General features: G+C 59.1%; 28 protein-coding genes, 1 tRNA gene and 2 pseudogenes. 11 read left to right on the forward strand and 20 right to left on the reverse strand.

What is annotated here, in order from left to right; translation table 11 throughout:
- Window positions 1-2: 2 nt before the first annotated feature.
- From UB31_RS08570 to UB31_RS40055, 4 genes are all read right to left on the reverse strand, one after another.
- The gene (locus UB31_RS08570) at window positions 3-500 is read right to left on the reverse strand and encodes a hypothetical protein (RefSeq protein ID WP_045010554.1); all 498 of its coding nucleotides are present in this window, start codon (window positions 498-500) and stop codon (window positions 3-5) included.
- 22 nt (window positions 501-522) lie between these two features.
- Window positions 523-1002, reverse strand: a complete 480-nt coding sequence (locus UB31_RS08575; RefSeq protein WP_197090787.1) for a DUF4231 domain-containing protein — start codon at window positions 1000-1002, stop codon at window positions 523-525.
- A gap of 120 nt (window positions 1003-1122) precedes the next feature.
- Window positions 1123-2739 (reverse strand): terminase large subunit, encoded by a 1617-nt coding sequence (locus UB31_RS08580; protein WP_045010555.1) that lies wholly within the window; start codon window positions 2737-2739, stop codon window positions 1123-1125.
- Window positions 2705-3112: a phage terminase small subunit P27 family gene (locus tag UB31_RS40055; RefSeq protein ID WP_045010556.1), complete on the reverse strand. Its 408-nt coding sequence runs from the start codon at window positions 3110-3112 to the stop codon at window positions 2705-2707. Before UB31_RS40055 ends, UB31_RS08580 begins: the two co-directional genes overlap by 35 nt.
- 221 nt (window positions 3113-3333) lie before the next feature.
- On the opposite strand from UB31_RS40055, the gene UB31_RS08590 reads away from it, so the two are divergent.
- Window positions 3334-4095 carry a lysozyme inhibitor LprI family protein gene (locus UB31_RS08590; protein ID WP_245305965.1) on the forward strand — a complete coding sequence of 254 codons (762 nt, stop codon included), beginning with the start codon at window positions 3334-3336 and terminating at the stop codon, window positions 4093-4095.
- Between the two features lie 78 nt (window positions 4096-4173).
- On the opposite strand, the gene UB31_RS43005 is transcribed toward UB31_RS08590, so the two are convergent.
- Window positions 4174-4515, reverse strand: a complete 342-nt coding sequence (locus UB31_RS43005) for an HNH endonuclease (RefSeq protein WP_082078445.1) — start codon at window positions 4513-4515, stop codon at window positions 4174-4176.
- Window positions 4516-4561: 46 nt separating this feature from the next.
- Between UB31_RS43005 and UB31_RS43010 the strand changes: the two genes are divergently transcribed.
- Entirely contained in the window at window positions 4562-4834 is a 273-nt protein-coding gene (locus tag UB31_RS43010) for a DUF6953 family protein (protein WP_502691250.1), read from the forward strand.
- 196 nt (window positions 4835-5030) lie between these two features.
- Here the strand turns inward: UB31_RS43010 and UB31_RS08600 are convergent, their stop codons facing one another.
- The 8 genes from UB31_RS08600 to UB31_RS08630 form a co-directional block, all read right to left on the reverse strand.
- A complete protein-coding gene (locus UB31_RS08600) occupies window positions 5031-5462 on the reverse strand; it encodes a hypothetical protein (protein ID WP_045010558.1) in 432 nt (143 codons plus the stop codon).
- 60 nt (window positions 5463-5522) lie between these two features.
- Window positions 5523-6677, reverse strand: a complete 1155-nt coding sequence (locus tag UB31_RS08605; protein WP_245305964.1) for a phage major capsid protein — start codon at window positions 6675-6677, stop codon at window positions 5523-5525.
- 11 nt (window positions 6678-6688) lie between these two features.
- Window positions 6689-7216: an HK97 family phage prohead protease gene (locus tag UB31_RS08610; RefSeq protein ID WP_045010560.1), complete on the reverse strand. Its 528-nt coding sequence runs from the start codon at window positions 7214-7216 to the stop codon at window positions 6689-6691.
- Entirely contained in the window at window positions 7213-8421 is a 1209-nt protein-coding gene (locus UB31_RS08615; protein ID WP_045010561.1) for a phage portal protein, read from the reverse strand. Before UB31_RS08615 ends, UB31_RS08610 begins: the two co-directional genes overlap by 4 nt.
- Entirely contained in the window at window positions 8411-8935 is a 525-nt protein-coding gene (locus UB31_RS41270; RefSeq protein ID WP_156175247.1) for a hypothetical protein, read from the reverse strand. Before UB31_RS41270 ends, UB31_RS08615 begins: the two co-directional genes overlap by 11 nt.
- Before the next feature lie 155 nt (window positions 8936-9090).
- Window positions 9091-9900, reverse strand: a complete 810-nt coding sequence (locus UB31_RS41275; protein WP_156175248.1) for a hypothetical protein — start codon at window positions 9898-9900, stop codon at window positions 9091-9093.
- A 383-nt stretch (window positions 9901-10283) separates the two neighbouring features.
- A complete protein-coding gene (locus UB31_RS08625; protein ID WP_050044738.1) occupies window positions 10284-11690 on the reverse strand; it encodes an AAA family ATPase in 1407 nt (468 codons plus the stop codon).
- Window positions 11691-11704: 14 nt separating this feature from the next.
- Window positions 11705-12016 (reverse strand): hypothetical protein, encoded by a 312-nt coding sequence (locus UB31_RS08630; RefSeq protein WP_045010563.1) that lies wholly within the window; start codon window positions 12014-12016, stop codon window positions 11705-11707.
- Between the two features lie 97 nt (window positions 12017-12113).
- Here UB31_RS08630 and UB31_RS08635 point away from each other — a divergent pair, with 97 nt between their 5' ends.
- A complete protein-coding gene (locus UB31_RS08635; protein WP_156175249.1) occupies window positions 12114-12881 on the forward strand; it encodes a hypothetical protein in 768 nt (255 codons plus the stop codon).
- Here UB31_RS08635 and UB31_RS08640 read toward each other — a convergent pair.
- The 3 genes from UB31_RS08640 to UB31_RS39840 all read right to left on the reverse strand — a co-directional run bounded on the left by UB31_RS08640 (window position 12859) and on the right by UB31_RS39840 (window position 16404).
- Window positions 12859-14061, reverse strand: coding sequence for a tyrosine-type recombinase/integrase (locus UB31_RS08640; RefSeq protein WP_197090788.1), 1203 nt, complete (start codon window positions 14059-14061; stop codon window positions 12859-12861). The two genes, UB31_RS08635 and UB31_RS08640, sit on opposite strands and share 23 nt — an antisense overlap.
- Window positions 14062-14383: 322 nt before the next feature.
- Entirely contained in the window at window positions 14384-15415 is a 1032-nt protein-coding gene (locus UB31_RS08645) for an LLM class flavin-dependent oxidoreductase (RefSeq protein ID WP_045010566.1), read from the reverse strand.
- Between the two features lie 86 nt (window positions 15416-15501).
- Complete coding sequence (locus UB31_RS39840; RefSeq protein ID WP_050044739.1) at window positions 15502-16404, reverse strand: AraC family transcriptional regulator; 903 nt, start codon at window positions 16402-16404, stop codon at window positions 15502-15504.
- Window positions 16405-16661: 257 nt separating this feature from the next.
- Between UB31_RS39840 and UB31_RS08655 the strand changes: the two genes are divergently transcribed.
- Entirely contained in the window at window positions 16662-17474 is an 813-nt protein-coding gene (locus UB31_RS08655; protein WP_050044740.1) for an outer membrane protein, read from the forward strand.
- Between the two features lie 16 nt (window positions 17475-17490).
- Here UB31_RS08655 and UB31_RS08660 read toward each other — a convergent pair whose 3' ends face one another.
- Window positions 17491-19548 carry an ATP-dependent helicase gene (locus UB31_RS08660; RefSeq protein WP_045010567.1) on the reverse strand — a complete coding sequence of 686 codons (2058 nt, stop codon included), beginning with the start codon at window positions 19546-19548 and terminating at the stop codon, window positions 17491-17493.
- A 125-nt stretch (window positions 19549-19673) separates the two neighbouring features.
- Here UB31_RS08660 and UB31_RS08665 point away from each other — a divergent pair, with 125 nt between their 5' ends.
- Window positions 19674-20261 (forward strand): TMEM175 family protein, encoded by a 588-nt coding sequence (locus UB31_RS08665; RefSeq protein ID WP_045010568.1) that lies wholly within the window; start codon window positions 19674-19676, stop codon window positions 20259-20261.
- 6 nt (window positions 20262-20267) lie between these two features.
- On the opposite strand, the gene UB31_RS08670 is transcribed toward UB31_RS08665, so the two are convergent.
- On the reverse strand, window positions 20268-20654 hold the full coding sequence (locus tag UB31_RS08670) for a YciI family protein (RefSeq protein WP_045010569.1): 387 nt from the start codon (window positions 20652-20654) through the stop codon (window positions 20268-20270).
- Window positions 20655-20859: 205 nt separating this feature from the next.
- Between UB31_RS08670 and UB31_RS08675 the strand changes: the two genes are divergently transcribed.
- Together UB31_RS08675 and UB31_RS08680 are read left to right on the forward strand one after the other, a co-directional pair.
- Window positions 20860-21045, forward strand: a complete 186-nt coding sequence (locus UB31_RS08675; protein ID WP_045010570.1) for a hypothetical protein — start codon at window positions 20860-20862, stop codon at window positions 21043-21045.
- 28 nt (window positions 21046-21073) lie between these two features.
- Window positions 21074-21277, forward strand: a complete 204-nt coding sequence (locus UB31_RS08680) for a hypothetical protein (protein ID WP_045010571.1) — start codon at window positions 21074-21076, stop codon at window positions 21275-21277.
- A 10-nt stretch (window positions 21278-21287) separates the two neighbouring features.
- Here the strand turns inward: UB31_RS08680 and UB31_RS41280 are convergent.
- Window positions 21288-21410: pseudogene (locus UB31_RS41280) on the reverse strand (substrate-binding periplasmic protein); the annotation flags it as partial.
- An 86-nt stretch (window positions 21411-21496) separates the two neighbouring features.
- Between UB31_RS41280 and UB31_RS42805 the strand changes: the two are divergent.
- Together UB31_RS42805 and UB31_RS08690 are read left to right on the forward strand one after the other, a co-directional pair.
- Window positions 21497-21950: pseudogene (locus tag UB31_RS42805) on the forward strand (response regulator); the annotation flags it as partial.
- A gap of 334 nt (window positions 21951-22284) precedes the next feature.
- A tRNA-Gly gene (locus UB31_RS08690) sits at window positions 22285-22358 on the forward strand.
- Between the two features lie 380 nt (window positions 22359-22738).
- On the opposite strand, the gene UB31_RS08695 is transcribed toward UB31_RS08690, so the two are convergent.
- The gene (locus UB31_RS08695) at window positions 22739-23638 is read right to left on the reverse strand and encodes an SDR family NAD(P)-dependent oxidoreductase (RefSeq protein ID WP_197090789.1); all 900 of its coding nucleotides are present in this window, start codon (window positions 23636-23638) and stop codon (window positions 22739-22741) included.
- 120 nt (window positions 23639-23758) lie between these two features.
- Here UB31_RS08695 and UB31_RS08700 point away from each other — a divergent pair, with 120 nt between their 5' ends.
- A complete protein-coding gene (locus UB31_RS08700; RefSeq protein WP_045010573.1) occupies window positions 23759-24250 on the forward strand; it encodes a MarR family winged helix-turn-helix transcriptional regulator in 492 nt (163 codons plus the stop codon).
- Window positions 24251-24285: 35 nt separating this feature from the next.
- Window positions 24286-24712, forward strand: a 427-nt coding sequence (locus UB31_RS08705) for a class I SAM-dependent methyltransferase (protein ID WP_045010574.1), incomplete at its 3' end; no start/stop codon positions are given.

Raw genomic sequence — 24712 nt, forward strand, 5'->3', positions numbered from 1 at the left:
CTTTAGTCCATTCTTCGTATTTCCTTTTCGATGGGATTGATCTGTACGATTCTGCAAGGTCTTTTTCCAGCGTAGTGCACGATGTCGGCTGTACCACCAAGCCCGTCGGCTGGCTTGCCGTCCCAAATTGCAAACAGGACGTTCGAGTTATCGACCACATATTTTCCGGCTTCGAAAAATGCGCGGTGCGAGTCGCCGCTCCATTTGAGCTGAACTCGCTGCGACCTGCCAAGAAGGCGCCGATACGTCGCCAAGTCGGGGCCTTCAAAATACCGCTCGTAACCGGCGAGCGGTAGGACTGCTATGTTGGAGATGCCGAGGCTGAGGACAATCTCTGCAAATATCTGATCGCTTCCCACGGCAAGCGAAGAATACGCTTTAACGATCCGCTCCGACTTGACGATTTCACTTCGCAACGAAGAGGAAACCCACTCCCAATCAATACCCGGTCGACTTTGGTGACCGCTGACGCCAATCGCTAGCCCGGCAGATGTTGTCATGTCTCAGATTCTATCACAGCAGTTAAATCCGGCCTTCCGGAGGGTTTGAAGTAGGTTGGTTCGCGCTGATTATCACGTTCAAGGTAGCGGAGTTCTCGGAAGCAATCTGCCCCTCGCACCGCTCAACAAACAACAAGAATGCGTCCTCGGGAGACATGTTCCTATAGGGACCCTCGCCAGTCTGAAATAAGAACTTTTCACGCGATAGGAATTGTTCAGTCGACCGATAATTCTTCCACTGGTCCCCGAAGTGGTACACTCCATCAAGCGCGACCGAAATACTGACAAGGAGGCTAAGGACGGTGATTACGCCCGTCCGGTATGCATCATATGCAGCGAAACTGACGTTAGCGCTGATCGGTACGATGAGCGCTCCCACAACAGAAGCGGTCTTCAATCTGAGATACGCGCTTTTCGCAGAAACCGCTTTCTTGTCGTACCAATCTGCAAACTGATTAACTCTTTGCCCAATATACTCATCAGCGGTCATGCTCTTGAACACGTTGTCCTCCCCAAACGGCAACATTCAGGGTCAGGTTAGCGACCTATGGTTGATCTTGGCAAGGTTCATCAGGCGCCCCGTGACTGGGCGAAGGTGACGCGTCTCCCTAGACAACGTTTGTTACGCAAACGCCAATCCGTTCGCCCATTCTTCATTTACGTATGAACTCGACACGCTAGCGTTTGCTGCCGCGCGGCCGGTCGACATGATCGCAGCCACAGCCGGATCGATGCGGTCGATAGATTTTGCCTTGTGAGGTCGACGGTTGCCGCTAGCGTCTTCCATGAACACGAGGTTGCCGACTGCCCACCGCAAGATGGGATTACCGCCGTGCACAAGCCGTCGTTCGAATAGAGCTTTTTCGAACTCGATCACAGGCGCCGCAAACGTAGCAAGGTTTTGCGGAAATTCACACACCGGCAGGCCGTCTTCCGCAAGCGAGTCCATCATCTGCCGTGCCGACCATCGATCGAAGGCGATTTCTTGAACGTCGAATAGCTCGCACATCTCGCGTATCGCTGCTTCAACAATGGCAAGGTCTACCGTGTCGCCGGGGGTAGCAGTCAAATATCCCTGATCCCGCCACAGAACGTACGGCACGTGATCCACGTCGGAACGCTTACGAATGCCTTCTTCTGGCGCGAATGACCGAACGTGAAGGGCATAGGTATTGTCATTGGCCGGTGCGGGCATTTCGATCGTTGCGGATACCGCGCATAAGTCCGTCACTTTTGACAGGTCGACGCCAATCCACACTTTGCATCCTTCAAGGTCTACTAGATTGAAGGGCGCTTTACCTTCGTCCCAAACGGCAAGATCGAATGCCGGCTCTGCTGCGCCATCCAACCACATGCCAAGATGCAGCCGCTTGAACACCTCACGCTGTGCGGGCCGGTGCTCTGACTCACGAACGAACTTCCGTAGACCGTCGATATCCGGATAGCCATGGGCGAGGCCAGGATTCGTATCCCGCCACACCTGTTCGTCCCGCCAATCTGCATCGGCATCGGCCTGAAACAGAATCGGCAGGAACGAGTCGTCGACTACAGAACCATCCGCAACCCGTTTCGCGTATTCGTACAAGTCCCAAGCTATTGTGGTCTGCCCAACGCCTGCAGTTGTGGCGATGAACAGAAGCGAGCCGGGGGTCTTGTTCAGACCCGACGTAATCGCATAGTACAAATCGCCTTTCCGGAACTCGTGTAGTTCGTCGACGAACGCAAAGTTTGGAGTTCGGCCATGCGCGGTCGCAGCATCTGCCGACATGGCTCGGTACTGGGCACCGGACTTCTCGTGAGTAATCCTGTTGTTAGTCGACTGAACCCGGGTTGCCTCTACCAATCGGGGGTGGACGGCAATCATACCGGCCATTTCGTCCAGGGTGAGCCGGGCCTGATCTCTGTCGTTGGCGATGGAGACGGCAAGCCCTTGCGGAACGCGCTCCGGCCCAACGGTGTGTAGCAACTCGATTGCGGCGGCGAGGGTCGTCTTCCGATTGCCGCGGCCGATCAGCATGAAAACTGTTTTGATGCGGCGCTGTTTGTTCGGGAGCGTATCGCCGTAGATGCGACGTACAATCCGTTCCTGCCACGGATCAAGCTGGAAAGCCTTCCTAGGCTGATCGCTTTTCGGATGGCGGAGAGCCCTGATAAACTTCACGGCGCGCTCGCCGTAGCCGTGAGGGTCGGGCAGTGGGCTGTCGTTAAATATCCACTCCAAATTCGTCTTCGTTGTCATCGTCGGTAGCGCCGCCCTTGTTCTTTGACCGGCTGGCAGGCGTGATCCCGCATTCGGCCGCGAGCCGTCGTGCGGCCTCGATATTCTCTTTATGGATTGTGGTTTCCGGTCGTCGCTTGGACTCGCCGGTTGGGCTGATGAATGTCAGGCCGTGTTTCTGGATTACCGCTTCGCATTCGCGGATGCGTGCCACCGCAATGCAATAGGACTCGACGGTCGATAATTCGTGTGATGCGAGGCTACGGGCCTTCACCAATGCCGGCACGACGCGTGCCCATTCTTTCTTGGCGAACTTCGGCAGCCACGTAGGGGCTGGTGGAGATTTATCGAGTGCGCCGGGCAGGACGGTTATGGTAGGCTTACGGCCTCGCATGTTGCTGGTCTTTCTGATGAGCGCCGTGGTTGATTGGGGGAAACGTGGCTCGACAAAGCATCGACGATCTGATGGCTCTCAAGCAGCGAAGGGGCCGAAGAGGCGGTCGATTTCCAGACCAAGATTCTGTCCGCCAACTTCGGGAAGCATGGGAGGCGTGCGTCAACCCAAGAGACCTGTTCGCAAGTCTCCTGCCAGCACGACTCGTCACGTTGACTGAAGTGTTTTGTCGGTACTGGATACAGAAGCTGATTGACCACGGTCTGCCATACGATGAGCGCGCGATCGATCTAAAAGTTAACATCAAATACGACCTGCCTCTAATACGCAGCCTTCAAGGCCAGAAGATGAGCGTAGGATTTCTGCTGTCTCACAACGTAGCGCTTTCTGAGATCGCAACAATCAATGCGATTTTTTCGACTCTGATCGGCACAGACTTCTTTCAGTGGCTTGCGAAAGTGCAGCCTAGACTGATGTTCGATCACGATCCCCTTGGCGATGACAGGATCGTCACCGACATCATAAAACTGAAACGAGTGATCGCACGACTATTCGAGGTGAGACATATCTTAGTTCATGAGTTCCCCGAGGAGCAGCCGTTAGATGTCGCCGAGATTGATGAAATGATTGAGGCTGTCGACACTTTCATCAACGCCGCAGACGAGGGATTCAGCCAACTGCTTCATGGACTTTACCCGGTCAATCAACAGGACATGAATCGAGCGGCTCGGGAAGCAAGTAGGGCCGTTGATCAAGAGCTTGAGAAACTGATCAATGAAGTTGCGAAGGGCTCACAGAGCGAAACGATCCGGCAAGTCCAGCAAGCGTGGCGTGCCTTTGCAGAGGCGGAGGCAGAGCGAAGCGCAGAAGATTGGGTCGGCGGTACTGGGCATCCACTCGTTTATTACTCTGCACTAAGGGCGCTTACATCCGACAGGCTGCATCAACTTCAGACGTGGGTCGAAGAGATGCTGCAATCGTGAAAGCCGCTGACGGGGTCAGCCTAAAATCTCCAATTCGGCGAAATACCGAACTTGAGACCCATGCGGTCTATGCTCCCGTTAAGCAAAGTTTACGTGGCACTCCCGGGGGTGACCGAAGCCACCATCCTGTTTCGCTGTCTTCCTTGAGTGGCAGCGATGGCAGAGCCAATGCAGGTTGGCGGCATCATCGGTGCCACCCGCGTTACGGGCCACCTTGTGGTCAAGGTGATAGCCGGGCCTCCACGGGCTAGCGCAGGACGTACAGGGCGTGTGCGGCGTAGAGCGACGCAGAGCCTGCCAGTCCGTGCCGTAGCCTCTGGCGCTCGCGCTGGGGCGTGCAGCTTGCCTTCGCCTCTGGCAGGCGCACAGCGTGCCACCTGACACCCTAAAGCCGCAGGGGCAGATGCGTGCGTGTTTCATGAAACTCGTCTAACTGAGTACCCGCTAATCGGGATGGGAATGACAAATGGCGACGCCTGCAGAAGTGGCTGACTGGATGCTAGCTGAGTTAGAAAGGCGCGAGCCAAATGGCCTTCGTCAGCATGATGCAGCGATAGCCATCGAACAGCATTTCGGTGACGAGTATGTCTATCGAAATGCCAACTTCAATCGCGCGATAGAAAAGTCGGTATTGGCGGCATTCCGGCATATCACGCGGGACACCGTCGTATGGGACCGAAGCCGGCGACACTGGCGATTACGACGACCTAACGACTCTCCCGGCAGGCGAGAGTATTAGAACCGGACTGGCTCGCATTACGTCCGTGCGTGGCCAGCCCGTTTCCGAATTGGTGGCTAGTGCGGGGATGACGCACTAGCCGTGACCCTAGGCGAGGATTTTAGACCCGCTAGTGTCAATGGATATTCAAGCCACCCGGTTAAACAGGTCAGGGGCGGGTGACTCCGGCTATCCAAGCCTTTGCCCTTCCCCTGAATTACTGCGGCGGGTTCGGCGTCGGGGCGGACGCCGGATGGCCCTGCACCCACATGCCCGCAAGGAAGATGTTGCCCGCGTCATTGCCGGACGGCGTGACAGTGGCCCTGATATACCGGCGTGATCCGACGTAGCCCAGCTTACGACACTCGTTGTCGTCATCGAACTGGAAGGCTGCGAGTAGTTCGGTGCCGATAAGGTCGATATCAGCAACCGCGGTCGCACCGGCCATGCCGGAGTCGTTCGACTCTTCCAGAAGCACAACGGTGGTTACATTCGTATCCGTTTCAGTGCCCGTCACAAGGGCGAGTGTTGCGGAGCCGTAGCCGAACGTATCAAGAATGGTCGACACGATGGGCGTGTTGAGGTTGGTAAGGGCAGCTACCGGCGCAATCGCCGGCTTGAAATGCAAATTGTTGGCGCTATCGCGCATGTATAAATCCTAAAAATAAACTGGAAATGTGCCGGGGATAGTGAATCCCCGGCGAAGCACTTAGGTGGAGCACTTCAGTTTGCGGATTGCTTCCACCTTGCCGACACCACCAGCAACGCGGCGGCGGCCGTGAAATCGGGTCATACCGTTTGTTGCCTGCGAATACGGGTCGCGGAGGACACTCAGGCTAACGCGATCAAAGATGCGGTACCCCTGCTGGAAATCGCCGAAGATGACTGGGAAATTCCCGGCGACGCCGATATCAGGCATGTCCGGCATTTCGATTACGGGTCGACCAAGGATCGTCGTGATCGGCACATTAGCAATGCCACTCTGCGAAAGCAGATAATTTCCTTGTCCATCTTTCAGTTTGCGAACATATCCGAGCGTAGCGGAGTTCATGCCCCATACTGCATTAGCGCGATAAGGCGTCTTTACCGCGTGGTAGAGGTCCAACAGGCCGTCCGCAGTGAGCGCAGTTGGAGTACCGGAGACTGTGAACGCAATCCCGCTATCCTGCATGAAGCCGGACGGCTGCAGGGCCGAGGCTCCATTGACGAACGCCTTACCCTCTTCGTAACCGAACTCCTCTCCGAATTCGAAACTAAGAAGTGAGGCAACGTCGAAGCTTGAGTCTTCCAACATCGAATTGCTGACATCGACGTACGCGGCAAGTTCAAAAACCGGATAGCGGGACTGGCCGAACGTAACAGTAGTCTCAGTGCGCGGGCCTGTCTCACCAACCCACGATGCGGTCATGCCACCGGTACGCTTGGGCCAAAGAACGGCGGGAGAGCCGGTCGGAAGAACACGGGCAACCTGCCGCACGGGTGAGAACAGCACGACGTTGCGATCAAGTTCGGTGTTGAACTGGTCAGGGGCCAGGTATCCGCCAGCGGTGTTGTCAGACACCCGCAGTGACTTAACTTCCTCGCCCATCGCTTCCGGGCCGCGCCGAATGAATTTTTCGAACGCCTTGGTCTCCGCGGTCGGTTCCTTGTTATCGTTCGCCGCCGCCCCCGGACGGTTCAGACGCAGTTCAAGAGCATCGGCCCGCTTCTTTTCAGCGGCGATGTTGTCATTTGCCGCCTTAAGTTCGCCTGTGAAGGCGGTCATCTTGGTATCGAAGGCGGCGTTCAGCTTAGCGATTGCTGCCTCGATATCGTTGCTGTCGTCTTCGGCCTTGGTCTCAAGTCGCAATAGATTGGTATTCAAAATTGTAGTTCCTAGTGAAGTGCCGCAGTGGCACGGTTGATAGCGGCCACGAGGCGGGAAAAATCCGTACTCTTGACGCGTGAAATGGTGGCAGTTGGAAGCATCGGGAAAGTGACGACGCTGATTTCGTGAAGCTCAAGTTCGCTCAGCAGGCGAACCTTCTTCGTTTGATCGAAGCTTTCTTTCTTGGTCCTGTAGCCGATAGATAGTCCATCGAGAGCGCCAGCCTTGAGGAGAGCGTAAGTCTCGCGCCCCTTCACCGTTTCCAAAATCAGATGGCCGGTCGCTTTGAGGCCGCGCGAGTCTTCGACAATCGATGTCCAAATGCCGATGGGCTCCGAACTGTCGTGGCCACGTAGCATTTTCACTTTGGCGGCCGGCTTCGCTTTCAACGATTTGGTGAACGCGCCGGGCTGAACAGAGTCACCGCCAAGATCGGTTACACCGAACAGGCTGGCGTAGCCGGTAAACGTCCCGTCTTCGGCAATCGCCTTAACGTCGAACTCGAAACAATTGCCTGTTTCCTTGGTGGTGGTCATGCTGCTACAGCATCCTTTGGTTTTACATTGTCGTTTGCCGGTACAGCCGTGCCGGGTGGATCGTTCAGGACGTTGCCGCCTTCGATCGGTGGGCGGTTCTCAAGGGCACGGGCTTCATTTGCCGTCATCCAAGGGCCGCCTACAGCCTTGCTGTAGCTCTCGGTACGGGCCGTTAGGTTGGCCCGGGTAAGTGCCCCGGTATCGAACTCAATATACGATGTAGAGCGTTGCTCCGGCGTCAGCAGTGCTCGTTCTAGTGCGCCCTGCCATTGCTCCAACCAGCCAATCAGACAGTAATCCAAGAACGACTGGTTCATGTCCACGGTGTTAGACCATGTCGCGCGGCCCAGCTCCGAAAGCAGATGCGGTGGCACACGGAAAGCGCGGCTGATTTCTTCAATCTGGAACTTGCGTAGCTCCAAAAACTGCATGTCAACGCTGTTGAACGTGAGAGGCTGAAAGTCAGTCTCACTGTCGAAGATTGCCGTTCCACCGGACGTGCCCGCGTTATGGCTGGCTTGCCATTGCGCTTTAATCCGCTGTAGCTGAACCTCGTTTAGCTTGGCGCCCTTGAACTTCAGGATTCCACCGGGCCGGGCTGAGTTGCCCATCAGCTTCGCAGCGTGGGCCTCAAGGGCAGATGCCAGGGCGATCGCCTCGCGGGCGTGCACGATCGGAGCAACACCGTTCAAAGCCTGAATGTGAATGATCTGATCGTAGCCGTACGGTCGCTTGCCGCCGGTTGTCTGTGTTACCTCGTATGTCGGCTCGCCGCTTGATGGATCAATCTTCACCGTTGTCGACGAAGGCGCCAGCCGCAGGATTTCCTTGGGTTCACCACCGACCTTATTGACGAAGCCGAACGCATGGCCGTGCAAGAGAACGTCAACCTGAGCCTGCTTGCGGAACTCGAATGACGAAGTCCAAGCGTTCGGCTGGTCGTGAATCAACGAGTAGAGCGGATTAGCGGTATCGCGTTCCTTGGTGTCGCCCTTGCGGCTGTAAAGGTGCAGCGGGAGCGCAGCAACTGACTCCGCGATCACGCGAACCGCGGCGTTCACGGCAGGAACCTTCAAAGCTGTTTCCGGACCAACGTTGACACCGGACAGTGTCGGACCACCGCCAAACAGTGCGGCTAGCAGCGGGTTGTTCAGGTCGTAGGTATCTGACTTTGTCTGGAACCACTTGAGCGGGTTAAACTGCATACTGGCAGCCTCGAATTCCCAAGTCCGCACCGATCTGTGCAATCACGCGGCCAGGAATCTCGATTGAACGCCGCACGTCCATTACGGCGTGCAGCTCCATCAGTGTATCGGCTGAGTAAAAATGTTCCGTGTGACCGTCGCGATCCTCGAAAACAATTTCTTGCCACGTCTGAACAATGCGAAGCGTCTTGTCAGCTTCGTCGCGATCACCGGCCCAAATCTTGGTAACCCATGCTTCAAGCGCGGCGCCGGCCCGGATGTGTTCGGCTTCGACCAACCTTCGTAGGCCGGAATATCGATTTACGGTGGCTGGGGCGTGCCGGACTTTGTCCGCGGAAAGGGCCAGGACAAGGTTTACCAAATCGCAGGGGCGAGCGCGGGCGTAAGCCGAACCCTTGGCGAGCGGAAGCAGCCCAGCGTTTTGAATCTCGCGGGCTCGCTGGTTGGTATAGGTGGCTGGTAGCTTGCTTCGCTCATGCGTCGCGCGTACCAGATCGGGAACGGTGCCCGTCATGAGGGAAAATCCATTTTCTAAAATCGCAGTTCGTTAGTTCAAAAAAAAGCAGCGCGACCGCCGAGAAGGGGGAGGCGGTGCGCTGCTGAAGGTAGTTTTGAGAATTGAAAGTAGGAAAGCGTCGAAACGCCAATCCATACTTTCAGTGTACCACGCTAGGCGGTGTGGGGTGTCGACACCCAAGGTTCAGCTAGTCTCACCGGCCCGGGGGCTTGATTTAGGTAAGACTTTCCACGTTGTGGATGAGGCACGGCCGGACGTGTGATCGCAAACGTTCCAACCATGGGCATGACAAATCGAGGAGACTCGCCGGTTCGTTCAATCCTATCTAGCTTCTCGTAGAACCTTGTAAGTTGACGCAGCGCCGCTAGGATCATGGCTTGGCCAGACGCGCTTGCCGGTGCACGGGTATTGTGGCGGCCTGATTCGGAACCGACCATTTGTGCGGTCCAGTAGTCCACCAAGACGCGCTTCAGCACTCTGAACCCATCGCACAGATAATCCTCCGCGAGGGCGACTACCTGACGGGCATGAATAAAACGAGCATGTGGGGTCTTTGCTGTTGGGTCTTCCGTGAACGGACAAAGCGGCTCGCCCAGCGCAAGGGCGAGATGGATTCTGAACAGTTCGGCATTCTCCCAATTTCTTCGATTTTCGTACTCGTTGTCCCCTAGCTCTTGCCGATCCGCCATATCCTTTAGCGGATACGGCAGCGGCCTATTATCGTTTGCAACAGGCGGAAGTCGGCCGTTGTCGCAGAAATTTGCTACGGTCTCGACAGGCAGGGGCTTGTTAGGGCGAAAGTTGACGCGGGGGCTGGTTAGCTTACCGTCCAGCGAGACAACGTTATGGTCCCTCTGCCTTGGTGCTGGCGCCGCAACTAATTCGCCCGTGTCATGATCGCGCTGTAAAATTGTCTCTGCCGGCCGCTCATCGCGGACCACATCTGAAATTGTTCTTGCCATGTTACTTTCAATTCAATGCTCAAAAAATATCCCGCTGCCGTTCTGGCTAGTCGGGTCGAGTCGCAATAAATCGCCGCTCCGCCAAACAGCAGGCAGTGACGTCTCCTATGGTTTGATTGTCCCGGTGACCGAAAATGCGGCCGACAAACGCGGGTCGATACCGACTCCGCAGTAATAGTGCTACTAACCACAAAACGGTACAGAAAGCAAGTCGGTTTCAGACTTTATTTGGTCTGTCAAGACCTATTATGCCGAATGTGACATATTTGTTGGGTGGCTGTTTGTTGCTCTAAAACCACCGGGACACCGGGACACACTAAGGTGTGTGTCCCTGTTGTCCCGCTAGGAGGGTCCGGGACAATTGGAAATGTCCCGGGGGACAATCAATTTTGTCCCGCTGGCCAGAACCATTCCCCCACCGTTTCGACTTCCTTTGCTGTCGTAAGGTCGAGAACAGCCCGACTGAAGCGCCGCTTCAGAGCGTCTTCCTTGATATCAGGCTCTTTAGCCCGCACGTCGGCGTAGAACCGCACCCGCCATTGTTCGCGGCTGGCCGTTACAACGCCGTCAGGAAAGCCCGGTGCGCCGTCTGGCGGGGTTTCACCGTCCTTCTCTATGGCCCGCTCCAACGCATCCAGAGCCTTGCCTGTGTTGCCCTTGAGGTTTGACCCGTCGTGCTTCGCGCCATCAACCTGCACCACCACGGGAGCATTCGTCACGTTGCCATCCGCGTCCTTGCCAAGTTCGACGGAGTCCAGCCGGAACGAGGTTATGTCACCCTCGTCGCCGTCATTCGCCCCGGTGCATTCAAGCTTGAACACCTTGGCCAGCCCCTTACCGACAACACTGACCCCGTACGAAACGTCGACAGCGCCATCAAGATCAACAGCGCCCTTGCCGCGGTCACCAACCCAACCGGAATGGTGAATAGCGGCAACGTGAGAGCCCGTGGCTCGCGTTAGTTCATCGGCCGATTGAATGAACCGTTGCATGTCCTTCGAACTGTTTTGGTCGCCAGCGCCGAACGTACGCGTGACCGTGTCCAGGATCACGAGACTACAGGGCAGGCCACTCTTTACCTCGCACTGTTTGATGGCGGCGGATAGCGCCTTGGCGTCAACAAGTCCCGCCGTCAAATCCAGCCTGCCACCCACAACGGCAAACGGGATGTTGATCATGCCATGCATCTTCCGCCACGCCGCAACGCGCCGTTCGGTCAGAGCCTTACGCTCTGCGGCAAAGAAAACTACCAGCCCTTGTTTTACCGCTCTGCCATGCCATTCTTTGCCTGCCGCGATGTGGCAGCCAATGTCACACAGCAATACGCTCTTCGCGGTCCCGGGCTTTGCGACCCATAGCGAGAACTCGCCAGCACCGATAACGCCCTTTACGATTTCCTCTTTTGCAGGCGACTTGTTCACATCATCGAACCACGTGACTTGGAATCGATCGTTGTCGTTGGCGGGTTTTGGAACGTAGCTCGACCAAACTTCACTTCTCGTGATGAGAGTGTCTCGGCCCTGATGGAATACGCTCAAGACCTCTGGCCATCGGTCTTCATTCACCTTGTGAAGGTCCAGATTCACTTCCAGTAAGTGTCTGCACCTGTGGTAGGCCAGCAGATTGCCGGCGTTGAGCATGCCAAGTTGCAGAGCGGCGACGCAGGCGTCAGCGAGGGCGGGGCCTTTCCATTGTCCGAGAATTGTTCGCGCGGCCACTTCACCGTTTTGATGAAGGCGAGCAGCGGCAGGTTGGAGCGCGAGAGCGGGAGTAATCTGAGACGGCATCATACGCTGCACCCCGATCAACGGCGGGTCAGGCTGCAGTGTAGGCTCTCAAGCCACGCCGTGAAGTCGGAGGGCTTCTCCTTGAATCCGACGAGTCGATTTGTCTCGCTTATCGCGGACAGGCACGCTGCGTCGTCCTGAACTAGGGGTGCAAAACGCGTCCACTCGTCATCCGAGACGCGAATCGCTGACTCCAATTCTAGGAGTCGCTTTGCTGCATCCGCGTTGCGGATATCGTGCGCAAATCTCTTGGCGTTGTTGTCACGCCATTTCGCGGTGACTTTGAACTGCGTGGAAAGGGTAGAGACAAAAATAGGTTTGTTGTTCATTATACTTTTCAGGTTGGTGGTGACGCCGCGCAATTGCGGCAGTGACGCAGCGCTTAAAATGCCGGGCGCTGCGGGCCGGGTTGGGCAGGGGGTGACTATGGATAAAGCAGAGTTCATCAAGCTGGCGCCGAAGTACTATGCGCTAGCGATCGCGTTGCGATTCTCGAAACACGACAGCGCTCAAACTCGTCAGTCGATCATGAATGAGTTCATGGTTCATGAGGAGGACGGCCCGTCGGAGGGCTCCTATTGTTTGGTCGATGACTTCCCGATCTGGAACAGTGCAATTGCTTGGTTGGTTGGTCGCGACATGATCAGCTCGTTCACGGACCCTTTTGGGCCCCCCGTTTACATAAAGGGAGACACGTTCGACAGCCAGTGGAACGATTTGTGCCGCACCGAAAGTCCATTTGAGAACGCTGCGTTCAGCGGTGATCCGGGACGTTGGACGTATCAGGCCCTAGATGCAGTGTACCGTGAGTACATCAAGCTTGGCATGAGGCCGTCTGATTTCGAAGAGCCAGAGCGTGAGTGGTCGCCAATCCCATTGGAGAAAGATAATGAAGCTTTGCAGGCCGCGATTACGGCTCTGGACGAAACAATCACGGCTGTCGAACAGAGTAACGGATACGCGATCGACTACGCCGAGGAACGAAACTTTGTCCTCGATAACCTGCGGATGCTATCGCAGAAGCTAAAGACAGCCGGGACGATATCTCTTTCCTACGTTAGAACTCACGGATTGAGCGTTCTTAAAAGGGTTCAGGATCGGTTCATTGATACGTCGATTGGTGAGGGAGCGAAGCAAGCGACCGGTGCTATCATCCATTGGCTGCACCAAATCATAAATTACTTTGTATCTTAGGACCGGTGGAATCGTTTGCCTCCGTGCCAACAATTTTCAACACGTGCGCTTCCCACTTCGTAAGCGCCGCTAGCTTCTGCCGGAGGTAGTTTGCGTTGTTGTAGACCCGATCCATGTCCTTCTTGGAGTGATTCAGAATCGACTCGGAAACCTCGCCCATAACATCGAGGTCTTCCGACATGGTGGTCTTGCCGGTGCGGCGAAGATCATGGAAAACCCATGGGTCGTTGAACTTCACAATGTCATCAATCTTCTCTTTTAGATGCGTGTAGTTAGCAAAGCCGGTGTCCCACCTTCCAAACACCATCTTCCGGTCATCTAGCTTGCGCGATAACAGAATGTCGTGAGCGAGCGGGGCGAGGGGAATTATGTGCTTTCCGCCCTTCTTATTCTTGACGCGCTTCTTCGGAAACTCAACTCGTCTCTCCGCGAAATTGATTTCGGCCGCCTTTAGATCGCCTATCTGGTTCTCCCGCTGCAGGGTCAAAATCATCAACTTAACTACGTCGCGCTCGTCGTCGGAAAACACCTCGCTGGCAAGTGCCTGCCATAGACGCTGCAGTTCACTGCTGCTCAATTCACGATCGCGCTGAACCTCGGGCGCCTTGTTGGTTTTGTCGACGGGGTTGTGTTTGCAGAGCCCCTCACCAATAGCCCAGTTGAAAAACTTCGACAGGGCTGACCGCGAACGGTTCATGGTCGTGGTGCCGATCTTGCGTATACCGGCCAGTTCGCCGGCTACGTTCTCAATCTCGATATCGTCCAGAGGCAGTCCGTGTAATCCTTTGAAGTGGACTTCCAAGGCGCGCTTGTTGTCGTTGTAGTACTTGGTGGCCCATTCGCCTTTGAACGCGGCTAGGAATGGATCAATGTATCGATCGAACGTCTGTGACGCCTTGGCAGCCGCTTTGGTGCGTTGCGTAGCAGGGTTGATCTTAGCCGCGACCATGTCGAAGATGCGCTTGCCGTGAGCCTTGGCGTCGGACAGGGTGACTTTGGTCACGTTGCCCAGCGTGGTTCTTCCCGATTTCTTTCCAACCCGGTATTGGGCGACGTAGTATTTCTGCCCACTACCGCGAACGCGGAGCCCAAACCCCGGCATGGATTCGTCGAACTCGATGTGGTCCTTTTTACCGGCCGGCGCTTTAAATGATCTGACGGTAGCTTCGGTGAATTTCACGATGGCCCCACGGATTGGGAAGCATATGGGAAGCATCGAGGATGCCTTCCACTACCTTCCAGTTCCCGATAATCAGCCACCTTTCGCTTTTGGGCGGGAAAACGCAACAAAAATGCTTCCCAGTACACACCACTTCCTACCCCCAAACTGACTGTAAATCAGCCGCCTTATGGCTTCGCAGGTTCGAGTCCTGCCTCCCCCACCAGCCTTCGCTCGCTTCGCGAGCTACGGCTCGGCAAGCCGACACAGCTGGTCGTGGCGCGAAGCGAACGAAGGCTGTCGCGCCGTAGCCCGCAGGGCGTAGGCGGACTGTCTCAACCGGCTACCCCATCATCTCCCGCACCATCGGCACCACCTTTCGCCCATAAAGCTCGATGCTGCGCATCAGCTTCTCGTGCGGCAACGGTCCCCCCGAATACTTCAACTGAAACCGCGCAATCCCTAGCGCCTTTGCGGTCGCGGCGATCTTGCGCGCCACCGTCTCCGGCGAGCCGACATAGAGTGAGCCGTGCTCGGCTTCGCTGACGAATTCGTCGCGGCCCATCGGCGGCCAGCCGCGCTCCTTGCCGATGCGGTCGCGCATGGCCTTGTAGTCCGGCCACAGTTCTTCGCGCGCCTGTTCGTCGGTCTCGGCGACGTAGCCGGGCGAGTGCACGCCGATCGGCCTTGCGGGCCGGCCGAATTCCTTGAAGGCGCGGTGATAGAGATCGACGTAAGGCGCAAAGCGCGTGGGATCGCCGCCGATGATCGCGAGCATCAAGGGCAGATCGTAATGCGCAGCGCGCACCACCGATTGCGGGCTGCCGCCGACGCCGATCCAGGTCTTGAGCTGTCCGTTCTCGACAGGGGGATAGACGAGCTGGTTTTTCAACGGCGGACGCAGCTTGCCTTCCCACGTCACCGGCTTCTGCGACAAGAGTGCGGTGAACAGGTCGAGCTTCTCCTCGAACAGCGCCTCGTAAGCCCGCAAATCGAAGCCGAACAACGGAAACGACTCGGTGAAGGAGCCGCGGCCGAGGATCACCTCGGCGCGTCCGTTCGAGAGCGCATCGAGCGTGGCAAAACGCTGGAACACGCGGATCGGATCGTCAGAGCTCAGCACTGTCACGGCCGAGCCGAGATGGATGCGCTTGGTGCGCGCTGCGATCGCGGCCAGTACGGTTTCAGGCGATGAGATAGCGAAATCGGCGCGGTGGTGTTCGCCGAGGCCAATGAAGTCGAGACCCAGCTCGTCGGCCAACACGGCCTCGTCGACGACGTTGCGGATCACCTGCGCGTGCGGGAGCAGCGCGCCGGTCGCGTCTTTGGTGACGTCGCCAAAGGTATCCAGTCCGAATTCGAGCGGTGCGGTCATCGATCAGGTCTCTGTGGGAATGCGGGAGACTTAAGTGATGGTTGCTGTGTCACAAGGGCACGCACGGAAATGCTCGGTTTCCGTTTTCAACCCGGCTCGTGTGGACCTGACCGAAGGCGTCGCAGACTGGACGGCGTTCGCCCATAGCGGCGACGGAAGCTTCGGTTGAATGTCGAGAGGTCGCCGAATCCCGCGGCAAAGGCGATGTCGCCGATGCGAAGCTGCCTGTCGCCGGGGTTCACAAGCATGGTCACGGCGCGCTGGAGCCGCTCTTCCGTGACAAAGGCGGCGAAGCTCAGGCCGTTACGCTCGAACAGCAGGTAGATCGATCGTTCCGACAAGCCCAGCCGTTGCGCGACGTGTTTCGCCGACAATGTTGGATCGCCGAGATGGGCGCGGATGTCGGCCTTCGCTGCGGCAAGGCGCGCCGCGGAAATCCCGCCTGCCGCGGGGCGCTCGGAATTGTCGTCGCCCGGCCGCAAGGAGGCCGCGATCAGATCGACGATATGGTGATTGATGCCGTGAGCGAGCAGGGGGTCGGCTGGAATGCCGGTTGCGAGAAGTGCATCGACATAGGCCTGGAGCAGGCGAAGCGCGACGCCGTCCGAAGGCAATTGTCGCAGCAGCAGCGCGTCGATATCAGGAATCTTGCTGCGAACCAGCGCGCCATCCAGCCGGACATTGGTGAGCCGGGTGCGGCCGTCGATCGCGAACGAGCCCCTTGCGGCGTACAGCAGCAGGATGCCGTCGCCTGCGTCCGGCGGCGTTGCTCCATCTTCGCCAAGAATGCGATAGCCGGATTGCCTGAACCAACTGAACACCAAACCGCTGTTGCCATCCCTGAGCAATTCATGTGCGCGGGATTCGATCTCGAGCCGCATGTTGTGGCTTCCGAAATCATCGAGCCAGATCGCAAGCCTGTCATCGGGTGGCAGATCGTCGGTGCTGAACAGGAAACGCGTCGCGCGTTCGGTCGTCAAACGGATCATCCCCGCTGGAATCCGAAGCTTTGTCGCGCGCCTCGCGAACCCGGTTCGAACTGACGCCGCGCAGACAAGGCGCGGCGCTCCGGTCCGTGTGACGCGTCCGCAACAGGGGCAACATTTCCGCGCTGTTGCGGGAATTGCAGTGCCGGCTGCACGGAGCGCCGAGACCTCCGTGCGGCATCTTCTAGGATTGCCCTCGATTCCCCGGATTGGCCGCGCGCGCCTGCTCGCGGGCTGATGCGACATTGACAGGACGCGGTATGAAGAAGGCCCTTGCGGCGGTGCTATTGGTTCTCGGCGGATGCGTGTCCGCAGACGCCGGCGAGATCAACTGGACGGGATTCCATGTCGGGCTCAATGGAGGCTATGGCTGGGCACGGGGCGGCGTTACCGCACTTCCCGGCGATGCGCTCACGCAGAGCCTATTGTTCGGGCAGCCAGTCGCTTCGCCCGTCTCGGCCTCTCTCAATGCGAATGGCGGGCTTGGCGGCGGGCAGGTCGGCTATGACTGGCAGTTCGCCGGCCGCGGTGTGGTCGGCGTCGAGGCCGATATCGCCGCAGCGAGCCTGAAATCCAGCGCGTCGGTGCCAACCACGTTGTTCGGGACGCAGCCCGCGACATTCGATGTCAGCCGAAACATTGACTGGTTCGGCACGGTTCGCGGACGCATCGGGTTTTTGGCCTCGCCGGATCTCCTGCTCTTCGCCACCGGCGGCTTCGCGTATGGCCGCGTGGGTGAATCGGCCAGCGTGTCACTGCCGCCGGGCGTGTCGAATTCGATCGGCAATTTCGGCTACGCCTTCGCGTGCGGTCCGTTCTATGGATTTGCATCGTGCTTCGCCGGCAGCTCGTCGCGTATCGCGACCGGCTGGGCGGCCGGCATCGGCGGTGAAAAACGCTTTACGCAGAACATTAGCTTGAAGGTCGAGTATCTCCACGTCGATCTCGGTAGCACCAGCTATCCCGTGGTCGGCAGCCTCAATGCCGGCACGCCGTTCGCGCCGAGCTTTCTCAATGCCCATTCCAGTACCACGATCGATCTGGTTCGGGCCGGGCTGAACTACAATTTCTGAGCTCGGGCCTTTCGGTCTACCGCCACATCCCGCGCATCCGCGCGCCGATATCGACTTTCGGGCCTTGCGCTCCGGTGCGGGCCGCGCCGGCGGCGGCCTTCGGCCATGCCGTGCGCTCGAACAGATAGACCAGCTGCTCCGGGATGAAGCGGGTGCGCGAGGCGTAGACGTGACGGTCGCCCTTGGCGGCCTGGCCGTGGGTGAAGAAGCGCTGCGGCACGACGAGATGGAGGTCGTCCTTGGCGCGCGTCATCGCGACATAGAGCAGGCGGCGCTCCTCCTCGATCTCGGCGCTGGTGCCGGCGCCGAGATCCGATGGCATGCAGCCATCTACGACGTTGAGCACGAACACCGATTTCCACTCTTGCCCCTTGGCGGAGTGGATGGTGGAGAGGATCAAATAGTCCTCGTCGCGCAAGGGAGGCCCGGATTTGTCGCTGGTCGCATCCGGTGGATCTAGCGTGAGCTCGGTCAAAAATTTCTCACGCGAGGTATAGCTGCTCGCGATCTGCTCGAGCTGCATCAGATCGGCGCGGCGCGTCTCGGAATCCTCATGGATGCGATCAAGATGCGGCGCGTACCAGAGCCGCACGCGTTCGAGATCGGCCGGCCACTCCGAATAGCGCAAATTTTCGACCGTGCGGACGAAGTCGGTCCAATCGGCACCGGTGCGCGGCGGCACCGGAAGCTCGCCGAGCGCGCGCAGGGGATCGGTGCTCTCCGCCATCTGGTCGAGCACGCGCTGCGCGGTCGCGGGGCCGATGCCGGGCAAGAGATGCAGGATGCGAAAACCTGCGACGCGGTCGCGCGGGTTTTCGGCGAAGCGCAGCAGCGCCAGCACGTCCTTGACGTGAGACGCGTCGAGGAATTTCAGCCCACCGAATTTCACGAAGGGGATATTGCGGCGGGTCAGCTCGATCTCCAGCGGGCCTGAATGCGAGGACGTCCGGAACAGCACAGCCTGATGCTTCAACAGCGCGCCTTGCTCGCGGTTGGCCAGCACCTGCTCGACGATGTAGCGCGCCTGGTTGGCCTCGTCATGCACGGTCACGAGCTGCGGTTTTTGCGCGGAGGTACGGTCGGTCCAGAGATTCTTGGTAAAGCGCTCGCGGGCCAGCCCAATGACGCCGTTGGCCGCTGCCAGCACCGGTTGCGTCGATCGGTAATTGCGGTCGAGCGTGATTATGTCCGCGCGGGGCGAGAAGCTCTGCGGGAAGTCGAGGATGTTGCGCACGGTGGCGGCGCGGAACGAATAGATCGACTGCGCGTCGTCGCCGACGACCGTGAGGCCGCGGCCGTCCGGCTTCAGCGCCAGCAGGACGGAGGATTGCAGGCGGTTGGTGTCCTGGTACTCGTCGACCAGAACGTGATCGAAGCGGCCGCCGATTTCTTCGGCGATCAGCGCATCGCTCATCATCTGCGACCAGTAGAGCAGGAGGTCGTCGTAATCGAGCACGTGCTGGGCCTGCTTGGCCTCGACGTAAGCCGCGAACAGGCCTTTCAGCTCGGCCGCCCAGCCGGCGCACCAGGGATAATGCTGGCCGAGCACCTTCTCGATCTCCATCTCGGCATTGACGCAGCGCGAGTAGATCGACAGACACGTGCCCTTGGCCGGAAAGCGGCTCTCGGTCTTCGACAGGCCGCGCTCGTGCCGCACCAGATTCATCAGGTCGGCGGAATCCTCGCGGTCGTGGATGGTGAAGGCGGGATCGACGCCGATCCGCTCCGCATATTCGCGCAACAGCCGCGCGCCGATGCCGTGGAAGGTGCCGGCCCAGCTCAGCGCATCGCGCATGATCGCAGCGTTGTTCTCGCCCAGCACCTTGCGGGCGATCCGCTCCACGCGGCCAGCCATCTCGGCCGCCGCGCGGCGCGAGAACGTCATCAGCAGGATGCGGCGCGGATCGGTGCCGGCAACGATCAGATGCGCGACGCGATGGGCCAGCGTGTTGGTCTTGCCGGAGCCTGCACCGGCAATGACGAGCAGGGGGCCGCCCACGGTCGCGCCGTCGGCCACGCCATGCTCGACGGCGCGGCGCTGCTCCGCATTGAGCGTGTCCAGATAGGTTGTCACGAATCGCCCCGATGAAACGACGAGACTCGGCGATTTGCTTGCGAATCGCAATGCGGCTGGACGAGGCAGTTATTTGGATTTAGGGGAAGGGGCGGCCCGAGTTCCAGCTCCAACGGTTCAGCGCTATGACCGCTCCCGATCCCAATTTGTTCGAGATGCGACGGCTGGAGTCGCTCAGCAACACCATCTTTGGCGTGGCCATGACGCTGCTTGCCAGCGACCTGCCCAAGGCGGGTGAATTCAAGGCGATGCCGACCTGGAGCGATCTCGCCCAGCTCTATTCCGGCCGGGTCACCGGGCTGGTGCTGAGCTTCATCATCGCCGGCGTGTTCTGGATGAGCCATCACCAGCGGCTGGCGCGTCAACCCGAGGCCGGCCGCGGCGTGGTGATGCTGAACCTGTTCTTCCTGCTGTCCATTGTGCTTCTCCCGGTCACCAACGGCCTCGAGGCCAATTACGGGATGAGCAGCGCGGTGGCTGTGCTCTTCGGACTGCATTTGACGGCCATTGCCAGTCTCAATGCCTGGCTATGGTGGATCGTCGTGGGAGGCTGGCGGCGTGAGTTCGTCGCCGCGCTGTTCCCGATCCTGGTCCTCGTGTCAGGCACGATCGTGGCAGGGATCGCGCCGCAATACGCTTCGTATCTCTGGCTCTTCGCGTTTGGGGCGCTCCTGATCCGTCGCGTCGCCGGTGCGCCGATCGCAAACAGCTAGGCTCCGTCATCCCTTCGAAGCTGTCGCGCCAAACCCGTCGGCCGGCACGTAAAGCTTCACCGGGCGGATTTCGTAGACCGCGCTCGGATTGACCTGGCGCAGCAACCGCGCTGCTGCGATCGCCTCGTCATCAGTGTCGTAGTTGACGAGGTGGAAGCCGAGAAGCTGCTCCTTGGTCTCGGCAAACGGGCCGTCCAACACGATGCCCGCGCCGGGGCCACGCAAGGTGCGGGCCGTTCGGGTCTCATCCAGGCGGGCGGCTGGCCCGAGGTGCCCGCTTGCCCTCAGGGGCGCCTGAACCTCGATGACTTTGGCCACGACCGCGGCGTCAGCCTCCGGCGTCCAGGACAAAATCTCGTCTTCCACGTGGTAGGCCAGGATGGCGTAAAGCATCGTCACCTCGTTTGTTTTGGAGCTCGCAATCCGAAGGACGTATCACCGCCGCCGAATCCGACAATCCCTGAGACTAAAATATTTCGTCGTGGAGATTGCGACGAAACCATCCTGAAACCCGATTGCCGCCCCGAAGGGTGAACGGCGCCCAAAGCCGAGGCGACTGATGGCCACGAAGAACACGTAAAGGCAATCGGAGGCGGCAATGTCGGGTCAGACCATCAAGATCATCTGCGACGCACGGCGGGCCGGGAAGTCGGAGCCTGCCGATTTGCACGACCAGGCGGGCCATCACCGCTATTACGGCAGCTCCGTCGAGAACGGCGGCGAGCGCATCGTCGAGAGCTGCCGTGGAAAACGCCCGTCTGCGCTCAGCGTCTTCGGCTTCTGAGCCTCGCCGAGCGAAACGGCGCACGCCCATGAGCGTCCTGCAAATAGTGATCGCCGCGCTGCCGTTCCTGCTCTCGCTGATGAGCCGGACCAGCAAGGCGATCGCACCCTGCCTGCTCGCGAGCATCTTCACCGTGCTGCTGGGCAGCGAGCCTCACCGGGCAGCCATGACCTGGTGTGTCGGCGTGCTGATCGCCGCGGTGGCGGTGCGCGAGCGGCTTCGCGCGATCTGATCAGGCCGCGTTATGGCACGCTCAAGACCTGCTTGACGAGGGCCTCGCGCAGCGTTGCCAACTCGCCGCTCGGCTCCATCTGCTCGATCACCTCTCCAACCTTCGGCACGAGATCGCGATGGCGCTCGTGTAGCTGCGCGCATCGCGTGCTGAGGAAGAATCTCAACCGCCGCATTGCTCGAGGCTGCGACCGGCAGCTCGGGGCGGGATGTCGCCATTTGGCTGTTCCTGCCGCGATCGGCGGGCGAGGCGCTGGCCAGGACCGCGCCGGTGCAGGCGCCCGTGGCGGCCCGCGGGCACGAGAGGATTCTCGTGGTCGAGGATGATCCGCTGGTGCAGGGCTATGTCATCGCCCAGCTCGGCAGCCTCGGCTATCGCACGCTCACCGCCAGCGACGGCGCCGCCGCTCTCGCGCTGGTCGACCAGGGTGCCAGCTTTGATCTCCTGTTCACCGACATCATCATGCCCGGCGGCATGAACGGGCGGGAATTGGCCGAAGCCGTCCGGTTGCGTCGGCCGGGGGTGGGTGCTCTACACCTCCGGCTACACCGACAACACCATCGTCCACGAGGGACATCTCGATCCCGGCGTGGCGCTGCTCAGGAAGCCCTACCGGAAGGCGGACCTGTCGCAGAAGATCCGCGAGATGCTCGCGGGCGAGCCGCCCGCCTGACGCCAAAGACGGTCGCCAACGAAAAAGGCGCGGCGGGGAGAGCCCCGTCGCGCCCGATTTCTTGCTCGCTGGTCCAGGGCTGAGAGCGCCCCGATGCCAAGCCTTTTTCAAAGCTTAGCGGGCGATCCCAGCGAGGTGACAGCGCTTGGTAAAAGACACTGGATCACCTCCTTTCGTTGGTTTCGGAAGAGCTCAATATAGGCGGAAAGGCCGCCGCTGTTAAGGGGAGGCCGGCCGGTCGGAACCTGGCCTGTTAGCAAGGCCGGAAAGCCGCCCAAAAGCCGCATCCTGGGCAGTTGAGACCGCCGCCCGGCCGTGTTAGGGAGCCGGTAACGCGGGTGTAGCTCAATGGTAGAGCAGCAGCCTTCCAAGCTGAATACGAGGGTTCGATTCCCTTCACCCGCTCCAGCTTTTTCAAAGACTTGGCGAGAGGGTCAGATTTCATTCCGACAAGTGGGCTGCGTTGCATGTTCTGATGCACGCTTTTCGATCGCCTGCTTCGCGTGTCTTTTGGTACGCTGTCGTATTCCCCGCACTGCTCTGGACCGACTGGGGCGCGAGCTCATCAAAACCGAACGTCTTGGTAAGAGGTACTGAACGCGCGGGTGGGAATCGGCGACGATGGCCTAAAAATAGGACAGGTCGAGCACAAGGCTTGCGAAGATTTGCGCAGATGTAAAATCGACGAGGGCGGGTCGCATTGCTGCCCGTTAGCCTTTCGTGTTGCCGCTGAGACCCGCCATCAGCGTGCCGACTATCGCGCCGTTCGTTGAATCGACATTTGCGCTCTATCCGGGCATCTCATTCATTGGAATGAAGGGAGCGTCTCTAGACGACCTCGTCCGGTAGAACGCTGCAACTCGTTCCGCTGTTGCCTGCCAAAGTGCTTGCAGCGCCTGGGGATCGTCGCCTGGCGCCACAGGGGCGAGCCGTGACGCGTCACTGACGGAAAAGTAACCACCCGTCACACCGGCGAAGGCGGGATCGCTGGCGAGGCTGACGATGATGCCCGCGCCGCGTTCGGGATTGCCGACCTTCAGCCAGGTCAATAAACGCTCGAGGGGTGCTGCGAACCAAAGTTCGCGCCCGAGACCCGTCACGTTGAATCCGGGACAGAGGCAGTTTACCGCCACTCCGGTCCCCGTCAGCCTGTGCGCCAGTTCCATCGAGAACATGATATTCAACAACTTGGTCTGACCGTAGATCACCGAGGAGCCTTGAGCGGAGAACTGGCGTTTGTCGACGAGGGCGGCGAGTGGGTCAAAGCCGGCGCCTTGCCGGGAGGCTTCCGATGCGACTGTCACGATGCGTGAGGGCGCTGACCTGACAACTGTCTCAAGCAGGATATTCGTGAAAAGCCAGGGCCCCAGATAATTGACCGCGACCATCTCCGGATAGCCGTCCTTGGTGACGCGGGATTTGAACGCATGAATCCCGGCATTGTTGATCAGGGCGTCGATCCGGGGATGGCGTGAGGCGATCTCGCGTCCGAGTGCGGCAACCGAGGCCAGATCGCGGAAATCACCGTAGTGTATATCGACCTTTGTTCCGGGGGCGGCGCGTTCGATGATCTCTATTGTGGAGTCGGCCCTGGTTTTGCTGCGGGCAGTGAGAACCAGATCTGCACCTTTCTGCGCAAGCGCAACCGCGGTGCGTTGGCCGATGCCGCTGGTTCCGCCGGTCAGCACGGCGGTGAGACGAGGCGGCGACATGGGCGTTCCTTATTTTAGTGGATATATATCTACTATATAAGATAGTGGCTATTTGTCAACTAATCTGGCAGAGAACCCATAGGCAGGCGTGGAATCATGATTTCGCATTCGAGCAAAGCTCCGCGAGATGGAGGCAGGCGAGAAGCGCGCATTCGGGGGCTGGGTGCCGTACTGAACGCGCTGGTAAGCCAGTCCCGTGCTCTGACGGCACAGGCGTCGGAAACATTTTCCGCCGGGCTGCAACCGGCCGCGTTCCATATCGCGCTCTGGCTCAAGTCGTACGGCCCCGCCAAGCCGAGTGCCGTAGCGGAGGCAATGGGCATGGACCGCAGCGCGGCAAGCCGCCTCACTCGCGAGTTGGTGCGCTTGGGGTTGGTTGCGACGTTGACCGCCCCCTCCGATCGTAGAAGCATCGTCCTGTCGTTGACCGCCGATGGCCGTCGGCGGATGGAACTCGCGACGCAGGCCAAGGGCGCTGCGTTCCGGACGAGGGTAGAATCCTGGAGCGAGGAGGACCTGCTGCTGTGTACTGATCTACTGCGAAGGTTGCTTGATGTGCCGGCAAACGCCGGTGGCGAGTCGAGGTGAGGTTCGACGGCCGGCGACGAAGGAGACCGCCAAAAATGGACGACACGACACTGAGCGCCTATAATCGGGATGCCAAGGCTTTCGCCGACGATTGGGCCGCCCAGCCGGCACCGATCGATATGCACAACGTGGTGGATCGGTTTTTCATCCCCGGTCCTACTGCGGATGTCGGTTGCGGCAGCGGTCGTGACGCCGCCTGGCTCGGAGCTCGAGGCTATCCGACCGTGGGCTTCGATGCGTCTGAAGGACTTCTGGCCGAAGCGCGAAGCCGCCATCCGCAGATCGAGTTCAAACGGGCAGTCCTTCCGGCTCTTGATGGGATTCCGGAGGCAAGCTTCACCAACGTTCTCTGCGAGACCGTCATCATGCATCTCGAGCCCGAAGCCATTGCGCCAGCGGTCGCGAGGCTTCTGGCCATCCTTGTCCCAGGTGGCGTGCTCTATCTAAGCTGGCGAGTGACCG

Source organism: Bradyrhizobium sp. LTSP849 (assembly GCF_000938255.1).
GTDB lineage: Bacteria > Pseudomonadota > Alphaproteobacteria > Rhizobiales > Xanthobacteraceae > Bradyrhizobium.